The organism is Paenibacillus maysiensis, assembly GCF_000520815.1.
GTDB classification, from domain to species: Bacteria; Bacillota; Bacilli; order Paenibacillales; family Paenibacillaceae; genus Paenibacillus; species Paenibacillus maysiensis.
Window position 1 is genome coordinate 17452 of sequence record NZ_ASRY01000265.1, and the last position, 20393, is coordinate 37844.

Sequence of the window (20393 nt, forward strand, 5' to 3'; positions counted from 1 at the left end):
ATCAACTTTTTTTGTGAATCCAATGGGTGATATTTTATGGGAATATACCCCGAATCGTAGCTTGAACCCTTTCTACCAAAACAAGAGAAAAAACTTATTTGAGGTATTAAACTTTGATCCCGCGAAGCCTTGTGAGTTCCCCATCCTTCAGAAAAGCTTCTATCTGGAAAACTACATTCTGATTAGTTTAAATCAAGGAGGCCACTTTCAAGGCACAATATTGCTCGGACCTTCTATTTCATCTGCGCTTGCAGACTCGAAAATTTTGGGAATAATCAACGATCTACATCTGGGCGCTCAACGAGAGCAGATTCTAAACTATTACCATACCGTCCCTGTAATTCCACGTGATACACTGTTGGAGATTTGCACCCTAGTTTTTCACATGGTTACGCAAAAAATGATTTCGCCGAGAGAGATCATTAATGAAATAAATACGTCTTTGAGCTCTGATTTAAAGTTTAATATGGAAGCCGAAACAGCCAAAACGCGCCAAACCAGTGATTTTCATCATGACCCGTTACTGGAGAAAAAGCTATTCAATATTATTAGAGAAGGTCGTATTGAGGATTTGAAAAACTTCGGCAATGATTTTGGCGACAAGGTCGGGGTACTATCCAAATCCAGCTTTATCCGATCAAAAAAAAATCTTGCAATCACCTCCATTACACTGGCTACCCGTTCCTCCATCGAAGGGGGCGTTTTGTCCGAACAGGCGTTTAGCCTCAGCGACCTTTTCATCCAGCGGCTCGAGGAAATGAATAAATCGGAGGAGATTGACCAATTTCTTGTGGAAGCCCTGTTAACGTTTACGCAAAAGGTTCGGCAAGCAAAGGAACGTCGATATTCAAAGACGATTACCACGTGCCAAAATTTTATCCACAACCACCTATACGGTAAAATCAACCATGAACAAATTGCAAATTACGTTAAATTAAGCCCAGGTTATCTTTCCGTTTTGTTTAAAAAAGAAGTTGGCGTTTCTGTAAACGAATATATTCAACAAGCCCGGATCGATGAAGCCAAAAATTTGCTAGCCTTCACGGATAAGCCGATCACGGAAATCGGCGCATTGCTCAGTTTCACAGATCAAAGCTATTTCACGAAAATATTCAAAAAAATGACTGGTGTGACGCCAAGAAAATATCGTGAAAACCCACATACACTGGAAACAAGTTAGAAACAATAAGAAGTCTAAAGTGTATCATAACCCCAAACAAAGAACCCATTATCTCAAATGAGTTCTTTGTTTGGCGCAAGTCGTGTGCTGTTATTCGCTGAATACCCGCCGTCGCCTGGGTCAGCAAAAGTACGATCACTTTTTCCGGTTTATTTGATGCCTTTTTGAAATGAAAAATTTATTTTTTAGCTATTTTTTAAATACTTTTTTAATTCATATAAAATTGGCTTTGCGGATAATGTTGATCCATCTGAGTCCATTTTGAATAAAGACATAGGTGCCCAATGATTAATAATACTTAAATCTGGAGCCCACGGACGTATCCCACTAACGCCATTTTCTCTACCCCACTTAATAAAATCTATAGTGAAACGTGCCTGATCTTTTTCAGAAATCTCATATCCAGGTATAGGAGTATCCCAATCAGCAAAAGGACCGCTAGTTATTGCTTCGGAAGGATATGCATATTCAGCCACAAAAATTGGAAGCTTCAATTCATTGTAAGTTTCAGTGATCATATTTTTTGTGTAATTCACTGGATCTGTAAAGTGACTCATTGAAGTGGGGTAAAAACTAATACCAACTTGATCTACGTTGTATCCGTTTTCTGCTAACGTTTTAAAGTAAGAGGTCATAAAATTTGTGTCGGCCATAGCTGTTGTAATGTGTGTGGAAAATTTCGCATCCGGGTCTACTTTCTTAATTCCATTGGCTAGTGCAGCCATCATTTCCCCGTTATAATTCCAGACATTTTCTTTTAACCACTGAGCACCAAAAGAGGGTGATGTATACATATCCTGTAGTGTTTTATTTTCTAATATAGGGTTTACAGCTGTCTTAAGACCCACACTCACACCACCAAAACCAAAGTTGGCCTCATTACCTATGTTCCAGAATTCAACCTCACACCCTGACTTTACTACTTCTTTAGCCACTAACTCTCCGTATTGATACAACACATCTTTCATTTCTTCTAGGTTATATTCACTCCAGGGCTTGTTGGGTTGAGTAATTTCAGGATAGTCTTTGAAGTTAGGTGCCTGCTGGGAAAATGAATCCATATAAGTGTAAGCTACCATTATTTCTGGATTCACTTTTAGACCCAGTTCTTTTGCAATTTTACAAACCTTAAGTCCAGATTCCAAAGACAGCAGCTCAGCGTGCTCTGGATCATTTGAAACGTCTCCATCGTTATATCTCTTGGTATTAATACGAACAAACATTTCATTAGAACCTATCCGCCTATATAATCGCTGCAGCTCTTTAGGAGTTCTAGCAATGTTGTTCCCATACTTGAATTTATAGCCTTGCTTCAAGGTATCCGATACGCCTTGACCAAGAGAAAGCGCCATTCTAAAATTATTACTTTCTATCTCTTGTGACTTTGATTTAGCAGGCTGAGCATATATTGTGGAGTCAAATCCCATTATTAATAACACGGTCACCAAAGTGAAAATCAACATTTTTTTCATGTCATATCCCTCCTAATTAATGAAAAGGCTCAATACTGAAAGGAAAAATAAAATAATGTATGTGACCAATGACCGATACCATGAAATGAACATTAACGAGGTGAATACTAAATTATTGTATTTTTTTAATGCTTCCCCCTTCCAGTTTTTCTTACTAAAAGTTCTGTTCTTTAATTTCCACCTTGCTACCAATGTATACCAATGGTTTGTTAGCGCTTACATTATTATTTTTAACTCATTTATTCAACTTTCACCATGTCAAAAAAATAGATGTTGACTGTCAAAAACATAAAAAAAAGCAGAGGCACATCGTTTGCTGCGATGTGCCTCTGCTGAAACCTTATAACCGACATAAATTCACTCAAGTGTGAAACCATGCGACATCTATTTTCTTTTGTTGCAATCTCGAATCAGAGCGTAAGACCGCCGTCGGCCACAATGATAGACCCCGTCATATAACTCGAACCATCCGAGGCCATGAAAGCAACCAGTTCAGCCAGCTCTTCTGGCTCTGCATAACGTCCGATCCGCATATTTGGGAATTCTTCTGGTACATAACCGCTTTCTTGCAGTGATTGAGGAACAGCCGCTGTTAAGGTTGTAGCCACTCCCCCAGGACAGATGGCATTAATGCGAATTCCTTTTCTCACATACTCAATTGCAGCCGCTTTTGTTAAACCTGCAACTCCGTGCTTGCTTGCAGTGTAGGCAGCTAAACTGTGCTCGGCACGAATTGCGGTCGTAGATGCGGTATTAATGATATGACCGTAGCCTTGTTTCTCCATCACTTGAAGGGCATATTTCATTCCGAAGAAGATCCCTTTCAGGTTAACATCAATCACCCGCGAAAATTCTTCTTCCGAGATCTCATGAAAGGGTTGGAATTTTTGCAAAATACCAGCATTGTTAAATGCCACATCAATTTTTCCATAAGTTTCAATTGCTTTCTGTATATAATTCTGAACATCCTCACCTCGAGATACATCAGCTTGAACAAAAACGGCCTCCCCACCATTTTTACGAACAAGCTCCAGCGTTTCTTCTCCTGTAACAGCATTGAAGTCAACCAGCACTAGCTTGGCTCTTCTTGCTGACATCAGCACTGCGCTTGCTCGGCCAATTCCGCTTCCTGCACCTGTGACGATGATAACTTTACCCTCAAGCGAAGCATCGTTTTTTCTGGAAGAAGGAGCAGCGTGGGTTTGTGGAGTCTTTTCTGCTACAAACCCAATTGGAGCCAAATCATTCTTAATTGCTTCTAGTGTAGAAAGGGGAATGTTCACTTGAGGAAGGGCGACCAGCTGATCCAAAGTGAAATTGGAGGCCATCTTAAATGTTGGTTCACTTACAAATTGAGGTAAATGTTTTTGCAGTACAGCGAACGCTTCTTCATGGTTTAATAGATCACCAATTTTAATATTTTCATTGTAGGCCATTGGGCTCATCCTCCAGTAAAGTTAATATACTTCTAAAAAATGATATTATATATATCATCATGATAGTAATACTATCATTTTTGAGAGTGAGGATGCAACTTTACTTCGTGAACCAAGTAAAAGTTAATCCATATGCTTCGCTATGTTTAATACGGACCTGTTCATTGACAAGCAACAGGCACCTTTGCTAGCATGATTGAAGCTGAATCCTGTAAGGAGGTCTTCCTCATTCAACCTAGTCAAAGACTTGAACATGAGCGCAGCAATCTGAGAATAAAGCGGCGCATAAATATTATTGAAGCAGCCCAGATCGTTTTTACCAATAAAGGGTTTGAACAAGCCACGATGCAGGAGATCGCCAAGGAAGCGGGTTTGGGTGTAGCTACCATCTTCCGCTATTTCCCTAAAAAGGAGCAATTGATCGTGTCCGTTGCTTCCAGGATTGTCCAATCCGAGTTTGAGGTGTTATCAGAAATTGTCAGGGGTAAAGGCAACTGTTACGACAAGCTGGACAGAATCTTTGGTGCACTCATCTTTTTTCAGAATACAGAGCATCAACGAAACTCTAAACTTATTGAAGCATTTGAATGTTACGTTGCGATGTCAAAAGAACCTCTGGAAGATATAGAAATCTACCAGGCACAATACAACAAACTGATCGCGCTTTTCAGTGAGCTTGCTCTACTTGGAGAGCAAGACGGCTCTGTAAGGACGGACCATATGACTGCCGATACCATCATTACCATGATGAACGTTTTTGGGAATTTTTCCAAGAAAATGGCTATGCTGAATGGCATTGCCGCATTTCATACACAGGTAGAAGAGGCAGAACAGTTCAAGATCCTGAAGAAATTATTCCTGGACCAATTAAGAGCTTAAACATCGCCTTTGGGCTTTAGATTGGCTTTAGGTTATCGCGGATTCTCAAACTATGAGACCGATGTGAAGCACATATTGAACAGGACATCCTACACTATTTTTGTTGTTTATGTACTGGACTACGTATTTTGTAGAGAAGAAAGTACCTAACGCCAGTAAAGGCTGGCAAGGCACTTTCTTCATTTGCGTATTTTTTTGGAATCTCGTTTTCCACACGAAAAAGGATGCTGCATGTTCAATGCAGATCCCTGTTCCTTATACTCATCTTATTTCCGGTGTTCATCCCATATCCGGTCTGCACGAATCAGCGCTTCATCTATGGATATATTGCCAGCGATCGCATCCTGCACAAGTTCATAGAAGGCATTGCAAAAGCCAAGGGGAATCCCGTCCTGTCCCCAATAATACTCCATACCATAAAGTTTGATCATCTTCGGATCATGAAGCAGTTGCTCCACCTCTTGCTTCAGCTCAGAGGACTGATGTGGCATCGGCTCCTTGGTGACTGGAGCGCCGCTCACCGCTTGCAGGTACTTCGGATATTCCTCCTTGCTGTAAAAGAAGTGCAAGAACTGCTCCATGACCTTTGCCTTCTCCGGGTCGGCAGCAGCCAGCGAGGACATGACCCATTCTGAAAGCTGTGATAATCCCATAATATGGAATCTCCCCTGACGGTCGGGAACCGCAACCGGACGCTGCCGTTCGGTAATTCGGAGAAAATCGTGTTTTTCATAATCATCCTCCTTTTTTTGTCTATTGGAGGACACAACATGAATAACGATCTTCATCTGTCTGCAGACCCTTTCCCACTCGTTCGGGACATCGGATGGAATAAAACTGATAAGTTGTACACGCATCCGGATCGGATATTGGGTTATGATGTTTTTCTATTCGTTGCCAAGGGCTCCATGCAAGTAATCGAAGATGGAGTAGAATATATTATTGGAGAAAATCATCATTTGTTTCTGAAAAAAGGCCGCCATCACTGGGGACTATAGATGACAGAACCCGGTACCAGCTGGTACCGGATTCACTTTAACCTCCCTGACGAGGCTTGTGACAACTACAGGGAACATTCGCCTATTCCCGAATTGGAGTACTATGGTCCGGAACACTATAATTACTGTATTCCATTGCCGAAAAATAGAACCTCTAGCCTGCATGTTCGTCTCGCAGCTAGAATAGAAGCACTGGTTGCTGATTACCGTACGCCTGGATCATACAGTTTGACTCATGTCAGCTTGAGTGTGTGTCAACTGTTTCTCGAGCTGCAACAGGCGATGAGCGAGCGGAGCAAAATCGGACGAATTAGCAAGACAGATACGGTTGCCGGTCGTGTCATAATTTATTTACCGCATCATACCGAGGAAAATTTTGATTCAAAAAAAATCGCCTCCCATATGAACCTTAATTACAGCTATTTATCGGCTGCGTTCAAAGAGCAGACAGGTCAGACCATCGTGGATACCCACACTAGGCTGCGCATGAACAAGGCCATTGAATGGATGCGTAATAGTACGCTTAATATCTCTGAGATTAGTGCTCCCTCGGTTATCATAATCCTTTTTATTACAGTAGAGTTTTTAAGAAGGTTATAGGAGAGTCCCCATCTTCCTTCATGTATCATCTCTATAAACCATAGCGGACATTGAAGAAGTTGCAAGGAAAAAACATTGTCTTGATCGGCTTCGTTGAATTTTAGACCCCTGTTATTTTTAAGCGAAGTCAATCGAAAATTTGCCCAACCAGTGACTTTTAAATTGCAGATACACCGCGAATTCCTGTCAATCGTAACATTCCATGCTTGATCTTTTTGTTTTATATTAAACGTGTATTGCTTCAAAGGTTTAATTCAACATGTCATTCCAAGTCAAGGAAATGAACATATCTATATTCTCCTTGATTGGAAATGAAATAGCTTTCTCTAATCATGGCATATCTCTTTGAGGGGCGCAACTTGAAGTGTGTTAATGTTTACTGATGAAAAGAGGGATTCAGGAATTTCCGTGCCCTAAAGGTGGGATCATATCATAGTAAAAAGAGCCTTGGACCACAGTTTCGGTCAAGGCTCTTTTTACTACAGTTGAAAATAGCGACTGCAATGCACCGACTTGTCAACCTTTCTGCACATTATGGAATTTACGACATTTTTTTCAGACGCACGGATAATGGTAAAGGATGGCTGATCGTTCTCTCTTCTTTCTCAGACTTAGTGGGTACGTTTAGACGGACGTGACAGCCATCTGTCACTAGGCTTACGCTTCCACCTGCCTCATGGATTATGTCAAGCTTGTTTGCGCCTTTTTCCTTGGGATAGAGCACCGTCAGGAATCCGTCTCGGGCATCTGCAACCGCACGCACGTAATCCATCATGCCAGCCTTCTCGTCGCCCCGATCATAAAAACGGGTGGAGCGCCCGTGCTCCAGAGTGATCGATTCAAGCGGACTCAGAAACACCGTTTCCAGATCTGCATCATATGCCCCTTCCGAATTCACTCGACGTATACCTTTGTATAGCAAACCGGATTGCTTCTTCCGAACGTGGAACAATAAATTCCCGATTCCGTTCAAAAGGTAATTCGGCCCTGTCTTCCAATGCCAACTTCGCCTGGCGCAGCGTATCCTCCAGTGCCAGCTTGGCTCCGTCGGTGAAGAATTCTCCCCGGCTCTCAAGCATCTTCTCCGCTCGCCTGGCCAGCTCGCAGAGCTCATCGCGATTGCTGGAATTCGATGTCATCTTGACATTCCGCCTTTCTCTATTTGTATCGAAAGCCTCAAACATCTGGAAAATGTGTCAGTTGGCCATACAGCCATGGTATCGACTTTTCTCCAGATATCTCGTGTGAGCCGGAATGAATGTGGTAGTCGAAATTATCTTTGGCTCCCCACATTCTGTAAGTATATTCCAGAAACGTTACAGCCTGCCGCACTTGCTTGACTGGAAAGATCGGGTCCTGTTCTCCCGACTCCACGAAGAGCGCACGCGGGGCTATGATCCCAGTTAACTCCGGCTGCTCTGCATCCAGCAAAATGCCCGGCAGGTAGTTATCGATGCAGTGATGCATCGCTAGAATGCTGCCCTGGAACGTATTCGTCCAGCCGCACAATACTGTAGCCTTAACGCGTTCATCGAGCGCAGAAGCATATGCAGCGACCAGACTTCCTCCCGAGAATCCAAAGGTGCCAACCCGCTTCGCGTCCACATCGTCACGTCCGAAGATATAGTCCATGGCACGTATTGCTTCATACACTCTCATGCCCGCCAGCGTCCTGCCGTACATCAGCAGCTGAGAGGATAGCGTGCCACATGAACTGTAATTAGGTGCCGATTTCAATTCCTCCGCCATTCGCCGGACGCCGAAGCCCATGATCTCTGGAACCACAACAAGCATTCCCTTCCGTACCAATTGCACGGCGAATCGATTGTGGATTCCCGGGTCAGCCAATTCAGTACCATCAGGCTCCAAACCGACCGCATCAAGATATCCGTTCCCATGACCATGACAAGCAAGAACGGCAGGCCAAAGGCCATTTCCCACCTTCGGAACAAGCACAATCACGGGTACATGCACCGCCTCCATCGTCGTATAGGCGATTCGTTCGAGTATAAAATCACCATAATCTACCCGAGCCAGCACGACAGGATCAAGTGGATGGTCTCTGTCAGGGAATGCGCCTAAGGCTTGCTTCAACGTGGTACGCAGCTGCAACTGACGATCAGCCGGAGTGCAATGCACCTGTTGTCTCTCTCTTTTTCTTCGCAAATCCTGTTCCTCATATAACTGCTTCAGCCATGCATCTGTGGTCCAGTCCACTGTCTTCTGCCTCCGATCCATTCAAAAACTCCCCTTCATGCACCAGTTCCTGATGACAGGCCTGATTTCCTCGGAGGCCCGAGGTTGCAGCACCCTTATCTCCGGCTCCACGCAGACATCCATTGTCTCCCAGCCGTATTTCTCCAGGGATAGCACAACCGGCTGCACCTCTCCCATTTGTTATCCATTTACAAGCTATGCTCATCCGTGCTTCAGCGTATTTCTCCAATACTCCTTGGGCGTCACACCGAATGTTTTCTTGAACAGCGAACTGAAATAAGATGTATTCGGTTTACCAACCGTTTTCCCGATTTTCGTAACCTTGTCAGCACCCGCGAGGAGTAGCTCCGTTGCCTTCTCCATTCGGTAGCCGACCAGATAATCGTTAAAATACATGCCTGTGGCGCATTGTATCCCACTGCCTTTAACCATTGACCATTATAAGCAGGGACGAAACCTGTAGCGCCTTCTCCCCAAACTTTAGGACCTCCCAGTTTTTCTCGTTACAGTTAGGAGTGCCTTCGTAGGTTTCATATTTACTCTAGCATCCAGTATTTGATTTATATTCAAAAAAATCAAAATATGCTTTTTTAGATCTTGTATCCAAATCTTGGGCACATATCCCTACATAAGCTCCAGTAAACCCCAGTTTACCCCCGTATTCATCAGAAAGTGTTCCAAAGTTAAGCGGTGTAGTTACAGCAGTCCAATTGTTCCCATCAGGAGAAGCATAGAAAACAAGGTCTCTATAAGATACTTCAACTTTTAAAAAGTAACGTTCCCATGTATTTGAAGAAATCTCCATGGAAGAAATCTCATCGTATACGCCTTGTCTTGAACACACTACTCCGACACAAACACCTCTGATTTCATCGTGACTTATCCGTAAATAATAGTAGTCTTTGTCATCGTAATAACATACCAGCCCGGCCATTTGCATATAGTTATCGGGCTCAAATTCTACACAAGTAGAAGCTGAGAAACAAAAATGTTGGACCGAACGTGCAATCAGGCTTTGATCATGAAGTGACGATAATGACTCTCTTCCTGTCAAACGTAAATATCCTTTTCTCTCGTCCAAGGAAACCCAGGATGAATCAAAAGGAACCCGTAAACTTTGATAAATAATATTCAGTTGACTTGCATCAAACTCATCCCGCTCTATCAATGGTGGAAACGAGCAAGGAGCTAGCACGGGTGCCTTAACTTCAACAGCGGGAAGTTTTCCTCCATGCGCTAGCTGGAGCCAACCATCATCCGTCCATTCACAACGCTGAATAGCTGTCTCTCGTCCGAGCGGATTGTCAGTACGTGTACCGGGAATGGGACGGGTACAGAGGTGAGCCATATACCACTCCCCGGTTTGGGTTTCAACCAATGAACCATGACCTGCCTGTTGAAAAACATAATTAACATCGTGAGCTGTTGTCATCATAGGATAGTGAGGATCTGTCTCATAAGGTCCTTCTAATGTTCTAGATCGGGCCAGAGTCACCATATGATTTGTCCCTGTACCCCCTTCTGCAGTAAGCAGATAATAATATTCTCCCCGTTTATAAAGTTGTGGCCCCTCTGTCACTCCAACAGTAGTTCCCTTATAAATTTCATGGATTGGGCCCGTCAATCTCCTTGCGTCAGGATTATACTCCTGCATAATGATTCCAGAAAAATGAGTACGATTCTTCCTGAAATCCCATCTCATGTTCAACAGCCACTTTCTTCCGTCATCATCATGGAACAGAAATGGATCAAATCCACTTCCATTTAATCTGGTTGGGGGAGTCCAAGGACCATTAATATCCTTTGCCGTGATGATATAGTTATGCAAATCCTTATGAATGCTACTGCGTGATTTTACATCTGTAAAGATCAAATAATACGTACCCTCAGCATAAGATAAAGCGGGTGCCCAGATAGACCCAGAGGCAGGATTTCCACGTAAATCGACTTGTGAAGACTGAGTTAATACCCTGCTTAACAATCGCCAATGTATCAAATCTCTAGAGTGATGAATTTCCACACCCGGAAACCATTCAAAGGTGGACGTCGCAATATAATAGTCATCCCCTACTCTTAAAAAAGAAGGATCGGGATGAAAGCCGGTTAAAACAGGGTTGTGAATGAACTGTTGCATGATAACCTCCATCGATATGAAATAGTTGTAATTTAACCCTTCACTCTATTGGCTGTGCTTTGCACCCGATGCAGTTTCTTTTCGGACAAGATTGCCGTCCCGGTATTCTGCTAAATCAACGGTTATGTTCATATCTTCGATAGAATTGACATTGATGATTTGTGTTCTGCCGTCTTTCAGAATAATCTCAACAGTATCTGCATCTAAGCCATTTACCATATCAATCATGCTAGCTGACTCATGGGGTTCAATAATCGTGATGTATCTGGCCGTTTTGCCTGTCGTTCTGACGGCATAGGTTTTGCGTCTTTGTGATTCATCCCCCGGAAAGGCATCTGCACCCACTAGGCCCGTGAAGTGCACAGCATTTAAACCTGTTAGATCAAGTGTTATTATTCCGTCTAAATCGTGATTGATCGGACTTGCAGGGATGGCATATGGATACTCGATGCCTACGATCGTAACTCGGCCCCCCTCATAATCCTTACCAATTCCAAATCCGTGGTCCACATTTTCATAAACAAGATCTAATTCACTTAAGTTCACATGTGTGCCATTGGCTAAGGTAAGGTAAGCCTCCCCCCAGAAAAGGCCCTGCTTGGTCTGTTCTGGATACTGCTGCTCATTGTAAACGGGTAGATTTCTCACTCGCAAACGAAGCTGGTGGACATTCGTAATATCCAAATCACATTTTCCCTCGCCCAAAATCCAGGCTCCGAACATGCCTTCTGCCTTGATCTCCCCATCTGTTTCAACTTGGTAGATAAGCGGAATGTTATATCCATGAAATTCTGCTGTCCGACCCAATATTTGTACCGTTTTTTGTGGCCATGCGGTATAAACATCCATTTTTAACAGCCCTGGTGTATTATAGAATGTTCGTGTTCCGCGTAAATCTTCTCCTTCACCGAATATAGTTTCAAAACTCGCCTTGCTAGTTCCACTGACATTATACCAATGGCAATCCGTCACAAATTGTCCGTCTGACAGGGGATTTTCAGTATATTGACTCGTGTGCTTGATATATTCGGAGTAATCCGCTTCTAAACCTTTGAAACCTTTGATTTGTAACAGGCTGTCGTACTGGTGTTCTTGTTCACTCTTTAGAAAGTCAAATAACACAATATAATCATCAGTAACTGCCATTACCCTTTTTTGAATAATCGGCTCTGTAAATTCAGTAAGTGCTCCGTAGGCAGGCGGGTTTGGAATTTCCGGCAGGGAACTGGCGTTGTATTCCGTTCTCTGGGCCAACGTTTCATCATCATCATAAACCATGCCCCCATAGGGAGGATAAGCCCATTGAGAGGCAGTCTCTATAGCAACTGCTTGTAGTGCCTGCCCGCTGTAAAACAATAATCGCCTGGAGTCGCTCGGCACCTGCATTTTTTCATCCACCGTAACCATATTCTTTGTAATTGAAGTTTGCACATAGAACTTATACATAAAATGTCCGTATCCCCACCAAACATGTTCAGGATTATAGAAGCTGCGACCATAACGCATCACGGAAAGCAGATTTGTCCGGTCATAATGCCCATGGGCATACCCGTGTGATCCATAGCGGATGACCGCCTGAATTTGCTCCTCAGGTTTTCTATGGTCCGTTTGGCTCCTTAACATGGCAATCCCTATATTGTCAGCGTATGCATTTTGGCCTGTTAGCTGCGATGTATATTCAGGTAATTCAGCGTGTCCGAATATGGGGTCAGCAATTGGGTTGTGATGGATGACAGGGATATATTCAGGATTCTTATAGTAGGAGTAAGCCAAATCGAAAGTAGAGCCAAAATGGACTCCATCCAATTTTTTCTCATCGGAGTCGCTAATACCAAAGATAACACCACGGTGATCCAAAAATGGAAGAGCTGCATCGAATAAATCCTTAATTCGCACGTAGCTTTTATGGTTACCGCCCCATTTTTTGTTACACATTCCAAATCTAAATTCAAAATCCTCACCTTTATAGGTACTGTGAACCTCGTCATTAAAGGGCACTGGGAAATGTGTATGTAGAATATTAATCCCAAATGGAAGCAAGGCATGAGCAGTATGCATGAATATGGAGGAAACCCATATGTTGTATCCTACAGAACATTCATGCCACCAGCCGTCATTAAATACACCGTAACGCAGTTGTTCAATCAAACCTCCTGGACCAAAAGCGAACCGGAGCGTTCGTTCAATATCCTCAAGTGAGAGCGCACAATACATAGCTCCCAAGATTTCAGACAGCAACCAATTGGAAATATGGCCACTCTGTATGTGATGATCTAGAATATCCATATAGATTCGGAATGTTTTTTCGACTTGTCGATGTTCTGCTGGAGTAAGAACTCCGCTATCATGAATGATGTCATATGGAATAGCTAAATGCTGAAAAAAATGGCCTTCTTGCACATAACTTTGGCTACATCCCTTTTTCTTCTTAGGATAGCCTGTTTCTTCATCTATAAAAAAACGTAAAAACGCGGCCACTTTTTCTGCATACTTTATGTCCTTGGTAAGAGCAAATGCATATGCGGCGGACATAATGCCATGTTCTTCAGCTGTATCATAGCAATAATCCCTTTCATCTACTGGTACAGGCGGCTTTACTTCCCATGCTTCTGCATCTGCAATTATTTTATCAAAACCAGGTTTGAACTTTGGATAATTATCGATCTTGGCTCGTGTTTCACCCCACTTTTGCTCATTATGATAAATATAAGGATGTGGTAATCTTTTTAATGTCTTCAATTCAACTTCGACAGCACTTCCGCTGTCCCCATTGGCCGTAAAACGCACAATTGTATTCTCATGTCCACCCGGTACTATGTTTTCATGGAGAGTGAGAGAGATAGTAACCTCTTGTTCGGCATCCGCATGAAGTACAAAATCATGTGGAGTAATTTCAGCAATCAAAGACTCCCAACCTTCAAAAGTTTGACTTACATTGACCAATTGTGTGTAATCTGTACAATTATATACGTTCAGCGTGTAGGCAATCATGTCGCCTGTATTGCCAGACTTCCCGCGAATATCTGATTGTACTGAAATTTTCTCTCCTCTCACTAACTCAGCTGATATTAATTCGGCGTTTCCATGCAGTTCAAAACTCTGCAAGAATCTCCATATGTTCGCCTTGGCTGACTCAATCTCAAAATCAGACAACTTGATTCTTAATTCATGAATTCTAGTGCCTGCCAGGCGGATTGTTGTTTTGACAGATCGTTCGTCTGCAAAATGAGCCTTTATCATAATTTCGGTGGGCTCCATATTTGTAGATATGCTTAATTTAAGACCATACCACCCCATAGCATCTAGAGCAGAATCGTGGCCCCTCTCAAAACCAATAGGATACCACCCTCTTGCATTCTCCGGTGCACGATATGTTAAGAGTAGTGGTTCCAGCAAATTGTAACCATTCGTGCTCTTTTTTCCACTTACACTCCAATCATTCAATAGGTTCACTTTAGTTTTCAATGTTTCACACTCCCTTAAATCTCAAAATGCATAACAAAAAAGTAATTATATGTTCAGCTTAACATTCAACATTCCCTTGGAAAATGAACTTATTTAATGATCATCTGCGGTAAATTTAAGGTATAACAGATTCGAAAAAATCTTTTTTAGAAATCATGATTTGCTATATTGAAAGAAGCCATTCGATTTAAATCATGACTTTAAGCACGTAAAGACAAACAAGCCGCTCTAAGCGACCTGTTTGTCAATGTAGCCATTATTAGCTGTTTATGAATTGACGGATATTTTTACTACCTTCGTCACAATTCCATCAGGGAGTGTATATTTGAAAGCAATATAATAAACTCCCTCTTGTTCTGCTTTCGGACTCCAGGTAAAGCGTCCGTCTTTGACCTCATAGCCGCTTTTTTCATCCAGATTGGTATCGACTATTGTCGGATTTATGTCAGCAGCACGCAGGTTAAAACTAACTTCATCTCCCACTTTGACGCTTTGATCCATCAAATTAATTTGTGGCGGCTTATAGGGTTCTCCTACTGCCGGGTTAACCTCGACACTTATAAAATTTTCGACTGGAATTCGATGGAATGGATCCGTCGCTGTGACGGTAAAAGCATAACTACCCGGCATAGCGGGCGTCCAGGTGATCTGGCGGGTTGCTTCATCTAGCGAGGCTCCTTCCGGTAAACCGTAGATACGGTAGGAAATTGGATCCTGTTCCAGGTCCTTTGCCAGCGTATCGAGCTGGAGTGGCATCCCTGTTTTTTGATCGGTCAGCACGGACTGACCATCAAGATCGACATTGGAAACACGTACGCGGTTGGTGTTATTATCGTCATCGAGGCAAGTCAGAGCAATTCCGGCATATATCTCTTTGCCCATCGCTACGGTGTAAGACGATTTGGTAGCATAGGTCCAATTCTTCCCGTCCTTTGAATAGGAAGTATAGAAAGTATCTCTTTTTCGCTCCAGACGGATAAACAAAGGTGCAGCTTTGAAATTCTGATCCAGCGTCCAAGAGCCCTTCTGCGTCTCATCTTCTTTGCTGCGGTGAGTTAAAAGGACTCCGTCCCCATTGGAAAACAACCTGAATTGGACGTTCACATCGTCATAATTCAACCGTGGCATCATCATAACGGAAGCATACGTTTCAGGATTGGCTATACGGTCAAAGCCATCGACCTTCATTGTTACACTTCCGTCTCCAATGATTTTGCGGTACAAATAGGTCACGCCGTTATGCTTACTAGCGACGCCTTTTGTGGAAATAGCTGTTGGATTTCCGTCCTGGTCCAGCTGTGCCTCCCCGGAGGCTCCACCCAGATTGGCAACCTGCCACCCGGATTTAGCTTCCTTCACAGGTGGATTGAATATAGGTGCTTCATTCGCTTTGTAATGGAATATGATGATATTTTTATTGGATTTGGTAGATATCTTAATTTTTTTGGTTTTCTCATCCGTCAGCTCATAGCCTTCAAGCATGGGGGCTGTTGCAGTAAAAGAATCACCCGCTTTTACAAGGGTACGGTCAATTCGGATGATATTGTCGCCCGCTTTATAAACAGCTTTTGCGGTTGCAAGCTTGGAACTTTCCTTGAGTATCTCCAAAACCACCGTTTGGCGTGGCTCCACCTTGATATGGAGAGTTTCACCTGAAGCAACACGGTATTCCTTGCCTGTCATTAAATCACGGGCCTTTGTTACACCATGGGTTTCCAATTCGTAGACTTTTCCTTTTTGTCCAACAGCCGGATCATCGGATGACATATTCATGCCAATCAGATAATTACCGTATCTGACCTGATTCAGACCGTCATAACGGATATGTCTGTATTTTTTCCCTAAAACGCCGTCATGCCGATAATTCGCTGTATCATCCTCGTATACGTACATGTCCCCCTGATGGGTAGCTTTGACGTTCGCTATACGGTCCACCTTATCGGTCGTTAAATGGATTCTTGTAAAATCGTTATACTTCCAATTCTCACGTCTCCAGTTAAAAGTTACATATCCCCGCTCCCCTTTGTTCTTGAACACAACAGCTTGAGAATCGATATCTGCAAACGCGAAATCAGAATGTTGCTTTTCCATTGGGAAATAATAACCGTTCTGTCCTGAGCGCTGCTGGCGAGCCAGTTCGGCGAAAGCATTGAAACTTTTCATAGTCTGCTGTAGCTCGACCAACTGGGTGTATACATGGGGTGTATTGGTTTTCAAATTATCTTGAATAGCATCATATGCAAATACCCGGTTATCCTCAACGTAGCGAATCCCTCGACGGATCGCACCTTCACTTCCTACTTTCAGCGCCAAATACGGCAATATTTGATATTGTGTAAACAACCCATACGTATTTTTGCGAGAAGAGGCCACATTTTCATTGACCAACTGAATGGTTCCATCCGCTGCGACTGCATCATTTAAATAATAGTCGAACGATTTCACCGCCCCCAAGGCCGCGTTCGTGATCAGATTGTGGACCTTGTCGTCTCCTTCTGTTAACTCAGCGTACGTATCCAGCCAGGTCAGCATGAGTGAGCCATAATCTCCGGCAAAGCCGCCATGGCTGGCCCCTGCCTCTAAAACCTGATTGTTATCGCTGGAAAACCATTTTTCACCGTCCACCATTTCTTGAAACTTATACTTGATCATATCATAATCACGGTCATCGTTTGGAGGAATAAAGGCCTTATATTTGTCGGTCAGCATAATGGAGGATTGATCTACTTTACTTCGTTCCATCGACTGGATCAGTAGGGTAATCGCTCGGTTCGTGGCGTAGGAAAACCCATTATCCTGATTTACTGTACCTGCGCGGCTGGCCGGATCATAAAAATCCTGTTCACTATTTGTATCCATATAATAGATATTCAGTTTGCCGAACATCTCAATATAAGCCATACGACGGGTAACTGATTTTTGTCCGGTCATATTATTGTCAATCGTTTCGTCCAGATACTCATTCAAACGCTCCTTGGCCTGCTCATTGCTTCCGTTCATGATGTAATTGTACACACGAATAAAGCCGGACATCATACCATCTGTGCCATTACGCAGTAGTGGCTTCTTTTCTCCTTTACCGCGTATGCCAGTTCCATTCAAATCCGCTCCAATCCACTGATAAGCGATAGAACCCGATGTTGGAACACACCAGCCACCAATGCTGTCTTGCGCGCGGGTGTAAAAATCCATTAGTTTGAAAATACGGTCCAGCATTTCATCACTATGATAGTCAGCCCCGGACCATTCATTCATGTAAGCGTTCGCAAATATTTCAACACCAATCATCGGACTCCAATTCTGATAATTAATCGCTCGACTTGTATAAGCTTTGGCCCATTGCTCCTTTGAATATTCAGGATGCACAGGCTCGTTTTTACTTAATCTAGTTACCATGGCTCCTTCGAGGAATGCATTGTTGGGCGTTTTGATCCTCTCATATGTTGGACCATATAGCTGCCAGGATTTCACTTCATCCAATATCGTAAGCGTCTGATGCAAAAGCAGCCCATAGGCATCGTAGGTCACACTATTCACTGTCTGAGTGGTATCTGGTGTTACTGCCAGATCAGATTTTGCTGAGGTAGTGACGGAATCAGATGCGGAAGAAGCCACTGCTTCAAGAGATTGGATTGGACTGATGAGGTCGGCTTCCTTCACATCACCCGATATTTCGACATCGTATACAGAATCCGTCACCACTGTGGCCGAGGCTTTAGGCTTGGCTGGTTGACCTTCAGGAATACGCCCGTAAGGAATATCACGATGGAGTTCAAAGTATGGCTCCGTGTGGGTCGATGCTGAATATAGAAATTTGCTATTTTGCGTCTGTTTCGTTTGCTCACCTTTACCATAGGCATCATATACTCCTGTGCTTGAAACAGATAAGGTTACCTTACCCGTACGGTTATCAACCAAAGCAGAAGGAATGATATAGGTGGCGTAATAGTACCTGCCCAAGAAAGGGGCGCCTTTCTGATATCCGTTATCCAATTCGGGGACTTCTGTGCCATTCGCCGGCTTAAGAATTGAAGTGCTGCCGTCCGGTCCTTTGACAAACAAATCTCCGCGATCCTGCTGCGTACCATTGAGTTGTATTGTCAAATAGTTTTGTGAATATGGATCGGCTTCCAAAGTGAATTGTACATAACCACCAGATATTTCTGTAGCAGAAGGCCGGATATAACGATATGTAAGACCATCGCCAATCCCTCCTCCAGTCAGCAATCCGCCGGTACCTTTGTATTCAGGCTCCGCCTTGGTGTCTATACCAGCCACCGAGTTTTCATGCTTGAAAGCATGAATTTGCTCCGACTGGGAATCACCCAACCATACAGTATCCATCACTTCCTCACTCAGTAGCTTGTTCTGTGCATCATTTTGAGCGAATACCTCACTTCTGTAGGGTATCGCCATGGTCATTAGCATCGAAAGGATTACCGATAAAACAACAACCTTTCTTCTCATTCTTCGTTTCCTCACTTACATCCCTCCCCGTTTATTTGATAACGCTTTCAACAAAAAAAGATGATCCCTTCCTTCATTACTCCTCTCCCATCATTTTCACATTTAATGTATCATATGGACTCACATGGATATATGAACTTTTTTTAGAAATAACCGCATCTTTTTTATATCAAGGTTGGTGCTTTACAGCCCGCAATTCTGTATCCCATTTTTGATCCGCCTGCTTCATCGCTGCCTCGACAGATATGTTTCCAGTTACCATTTCCCGAGTCAAATCATAGAACCAATTCCTAAAGCGTGGTGGCAGCTCATTCTCTCCCCACCACATATTCATCTGACGGGATTGGCCCACATCAGGATCTTTCATAATCTTTAACACCTCTTGCATCGCCTCGGAATGATTCGATGCCATGGACGTATTCGTTGCTGAGATTCCCCCGACAGCATTCAAATACTTTGGGTATTCCTCATTACTGTAGAAAAAGTGAAGGAACTGAGTTATAATTTTCCGTTTTTCCGGATCTTGAGCAGATTGAGTGGACATAGACCAGCCATTAGGAAGGGGAAGTGTGGCTACGTTCACATGACCCTGCTCATCAGGAAGTGCGAAAAATCCAAACTCGAAGTCAGGATCGGCTATAGCCAATTGCCGAAACATCCACGGCCCAGAATATAGCATAGCCGCTTCTCCTGATACGAGTGCAGTTGTCACCTGGTTATCAGCAGTTGTAATAAAGCCTGGTGACACATTTTTCTGTTCCCAGAGCAGTACCAGTTTTTTCATCGCTCGGGTTGGTCCGGGATCTGTCCAGCTCACTTCACCACGGTTACGCTTGGCATTCCAATTCGGATCATGTATGTAAACATCGTCGATCAGGAACTTGTTGACCCAAAAGGACATATGCCATCCATCTTTGCCCCCAACCACTAATGGAACCATGCCATGCTTTTTTAATTTTTGACATGCTTCCAAAAATGCCTCCCACGTTTTCGGAGTTTGATGAATACCCGCTTTATGGAACATCTTTTTATTGTAAATGATGCCATTAGGAAAAGGGAGTGCCATCGGCGTATTGTAAATTTTCCCGTTGATTAAAGGAACGCTTGGGAACTTATCCGTCAGCTGTCTGGGCATTTCCGCGATCAGACCTGCATCTGCAAACATTTGCGTATCGCGAACCTCTACAAGATCAGGAAATTCTCCGACCGCATCTTTTAACTTAAGTTGCTCTGCGTATGTACCACTCCAAGTATCATTCATTTCTTCAATAATAATATTCGGATGTGAGCGTTCAAAATCAGCAATAATGCTGGAAATTCCCATCTTATGTGAATTATCACCGCCAGCATACATCACCGTAAAGGAAAGAGGCTGTTCCCTCTGATTCTCATTCAGTTGGTTACTCACACCCGTCGTATCTGCGCAACCGTTGATAAGCATAAGCGTGATTAGAGCAGAAACTAACAAAACAAAGTTGGTAGTATGCTTCATCGGATACGCTCCCCTTTTCTGCCTAATGTTCGATCTGCAAAGTCATAGTCTGT

14 protein-coding genes and 2 pseudogenes are annotated in these 20393 nt (G+C 43.3%); 5 read left to right on the top strand and 11 right to left on the bottom strand.

The window, feature by feature from the left end:
- Positions 1-22: 22 nt before the first annotated feature.
- Positions 23-1180, top strand: a complete 1158-nt coding sequence (locus L696_RS0117930) for a helix-turn-helix domain-containing protein (RefSeq protein ID WP_162472191.1) — start codon at positions 23-25, stop codon at positions 1178-1180.
- A gap of 185 nt (positions 1181-1365) precedes the next feature.
- Here L696_RS0117930 and L696_RS0117935 read toward each other — a convergent pair whose 3' ends face one another.
- Together L696_RS0117935 and L696_RS0117945 are read right to left on the bottom strand one after the other, a co-directional pair.
- Positions 1366-2652 (bottom strand): glycosyl hydrolase 53 family protein, encoded by a 1287-nt coding sequence (locus L696_RS0117935; RefSeq protein WP_025684862.1) that lies wholly within the window; start codon positions 2650-2652, stop codon positions 1366-1368.
- A gap of 410 nt (positions 2653-3062) precedes the next feature.
- A pseudogene (locus tag L696_RS0117945) lies at positions 3063-3806 on the bottom strand (SDR family NAD(P)-dependent oxidoreductase); the annotation flags it as partial.
- A gap of 474 nt (positions 3807-4280) precedes the next feature.
- Between L696_RS0117945 and L696_RS0117950 the strand changes: the two are divergent.
- Complete coding sequence (locus tag L696_RS0117950) at positions 4281-4967, top strand: TetR/AcrR family transcriptional regulator (protein ID WP_025684865.1); 687 nt, start codon at positions 4281-4283, stop codon at positions 4965-4967.
- Positions 4968-5233: 266 nt separating this feature from the next.
- On the opposite strand, the gene L696_RS0117955 is transcribed toward L696_RS0117950, so the two are convergent.
- Entirely contained in the window at positions 5234-5755 is a 522-nt protein-coding gene (locus L696_RS0117955) for a hypothetical protein (protein ID WP_025684866.1), read from the bottom strand.
- Here L696_RS0117955 and L696_RS32060 point away from each other — a divergent pair.
- The 3 genes and pseudogenes from L696_RS32060 to L696_RS32065 all read left to right on the top strand — a co-directional run.
- On the top strand, positions 5738-5965 hold the full coding sequence (locus L696_RS32060) for a hypothetical protein (RefSeq protein WP_245233395.1): 228 nt from the start codon (positions 5738-5740) through the stop codon (positions 5963-5965). The two genes, L696_RS0117955 and L696_RS32060, sit on opposite strands and share 18 nt — an antisense overlap.
- Positions 5966-6565, top strand: coding sequence for a helix-turn-helix domain-containing protein (locus L696_RS0117960; protein WP_245233396.1), 600 nt, complete (start codon positions 5966-5968; stop codon positions 6563-6565).
- A pseudogene (locus L696_RS32065) lies at positions 6544-6609 on the top strand (hypothetical protein); the annotation flags it as partial. The gene L696_RS0117960 and the pseudogene L696_RS32065, both read left to right, overlap by 22 nt.
- A gap of 497 nt (positions 6610-7106) precedes the next feature.
- Here L696_RS32065 and L696_RS31530 read toward each other — a convergent pair.
- From L696_RS31530 to L696_RS0118005, 8 genes are all read right to left on the bottom strand, one after another.
- Complete coding sequence (locus tag L696_RS31530) at positions 7107-7463, bottom strand: hypothetical protein (RefSeq protein ID WP_025684867.1); 357 nt, start codon at positions 7461-7463, stop codon at positions 7107-7109.
- Positions 7441-7704 (bottom strand): hypothetical protein, encoded by a 264-nt coding sequence (locus L696_RS0117970; RefSeq protein ID WP_025684868.1) that lies wholly within the window; start codon positions 7702-7704, stop codon positions 7441-7443. Before L696_RS0117970 ends, L696_RS31530 begins: the two co-directional genes overlap by 23 nt.
- Before the next feature lie 37 nt (positions 7705-7741).
- Positions 7742-8803, bottom strand: coding sequence for a dienelactone hydrolase family protein (locus tag L696_RS0117975; RefSeq protein ID WP_025684869.1), 1062 nt, complete (start codon positions 8801-8803; stop codon positions 7742-7744).
- Positions 8804-8983: 180 nt separating this feature from the next.
- The gene (locus L696_RS0117985) at positions 8984-9178 is read right to left on the bottom strand and encodes a helix-turn-helix domain-containing protein (RefSeq protein ID WP_209440986.1); all 195 of its coding nucleotides are present in this window, start codon (positions 9176-9178) and stop codon (positions 8984-8986) included.
- Between the two features lie 145 nt (positions 9179-9323).
- Positions 9324-10916: a glycoside hydrolase family 43 protein gene (locus L696_RS0117990; RefSeq protein WP_025684871.1), complete on the bottom strand. Its 1593-nt coding sequence runs from the start codon at positions 10914-10916 to the stop codon at positions 9324-9326.
- Positions 10917-10961: 45 nt separating this feature from the next.
- Positions 10962-14381, bottom strand: coding sequence for a COG1470 family protein (locus L696_RS0117995; RefSeq protein WP_025684872.1), 3420 nt, complete (start codon positions 14379-14381; stop codon positions 10962-10964).
- A 267-nt stretch (positions 14382-14648) separates the two neighbouring features.
- Positions 14649-18863: an Ig domain-containing protein gene (locus tag L696_RS0118000; protein ID WP_155985434.1), complete on the bottom strand. Its 4215-nt coding sequence runs from the start codon at positions 18861-18863 to the stop codon at positions 14649-14651.
- Between the two features lie 154 nt (positions 18864-19017).
- On the bottom strand, positions 19018-20340 hold the full coding sequence (locus tag L696_RS0118005; RefSeq protein ID WP_025684874.1) for an ABC transporter substrate-binding protein: 1323 nt from the start codon (positions 20338-20340) through the stop codon (positions 19018-19020).
- Positions 20341-20393: the final 53 nt, after the last annotated feature.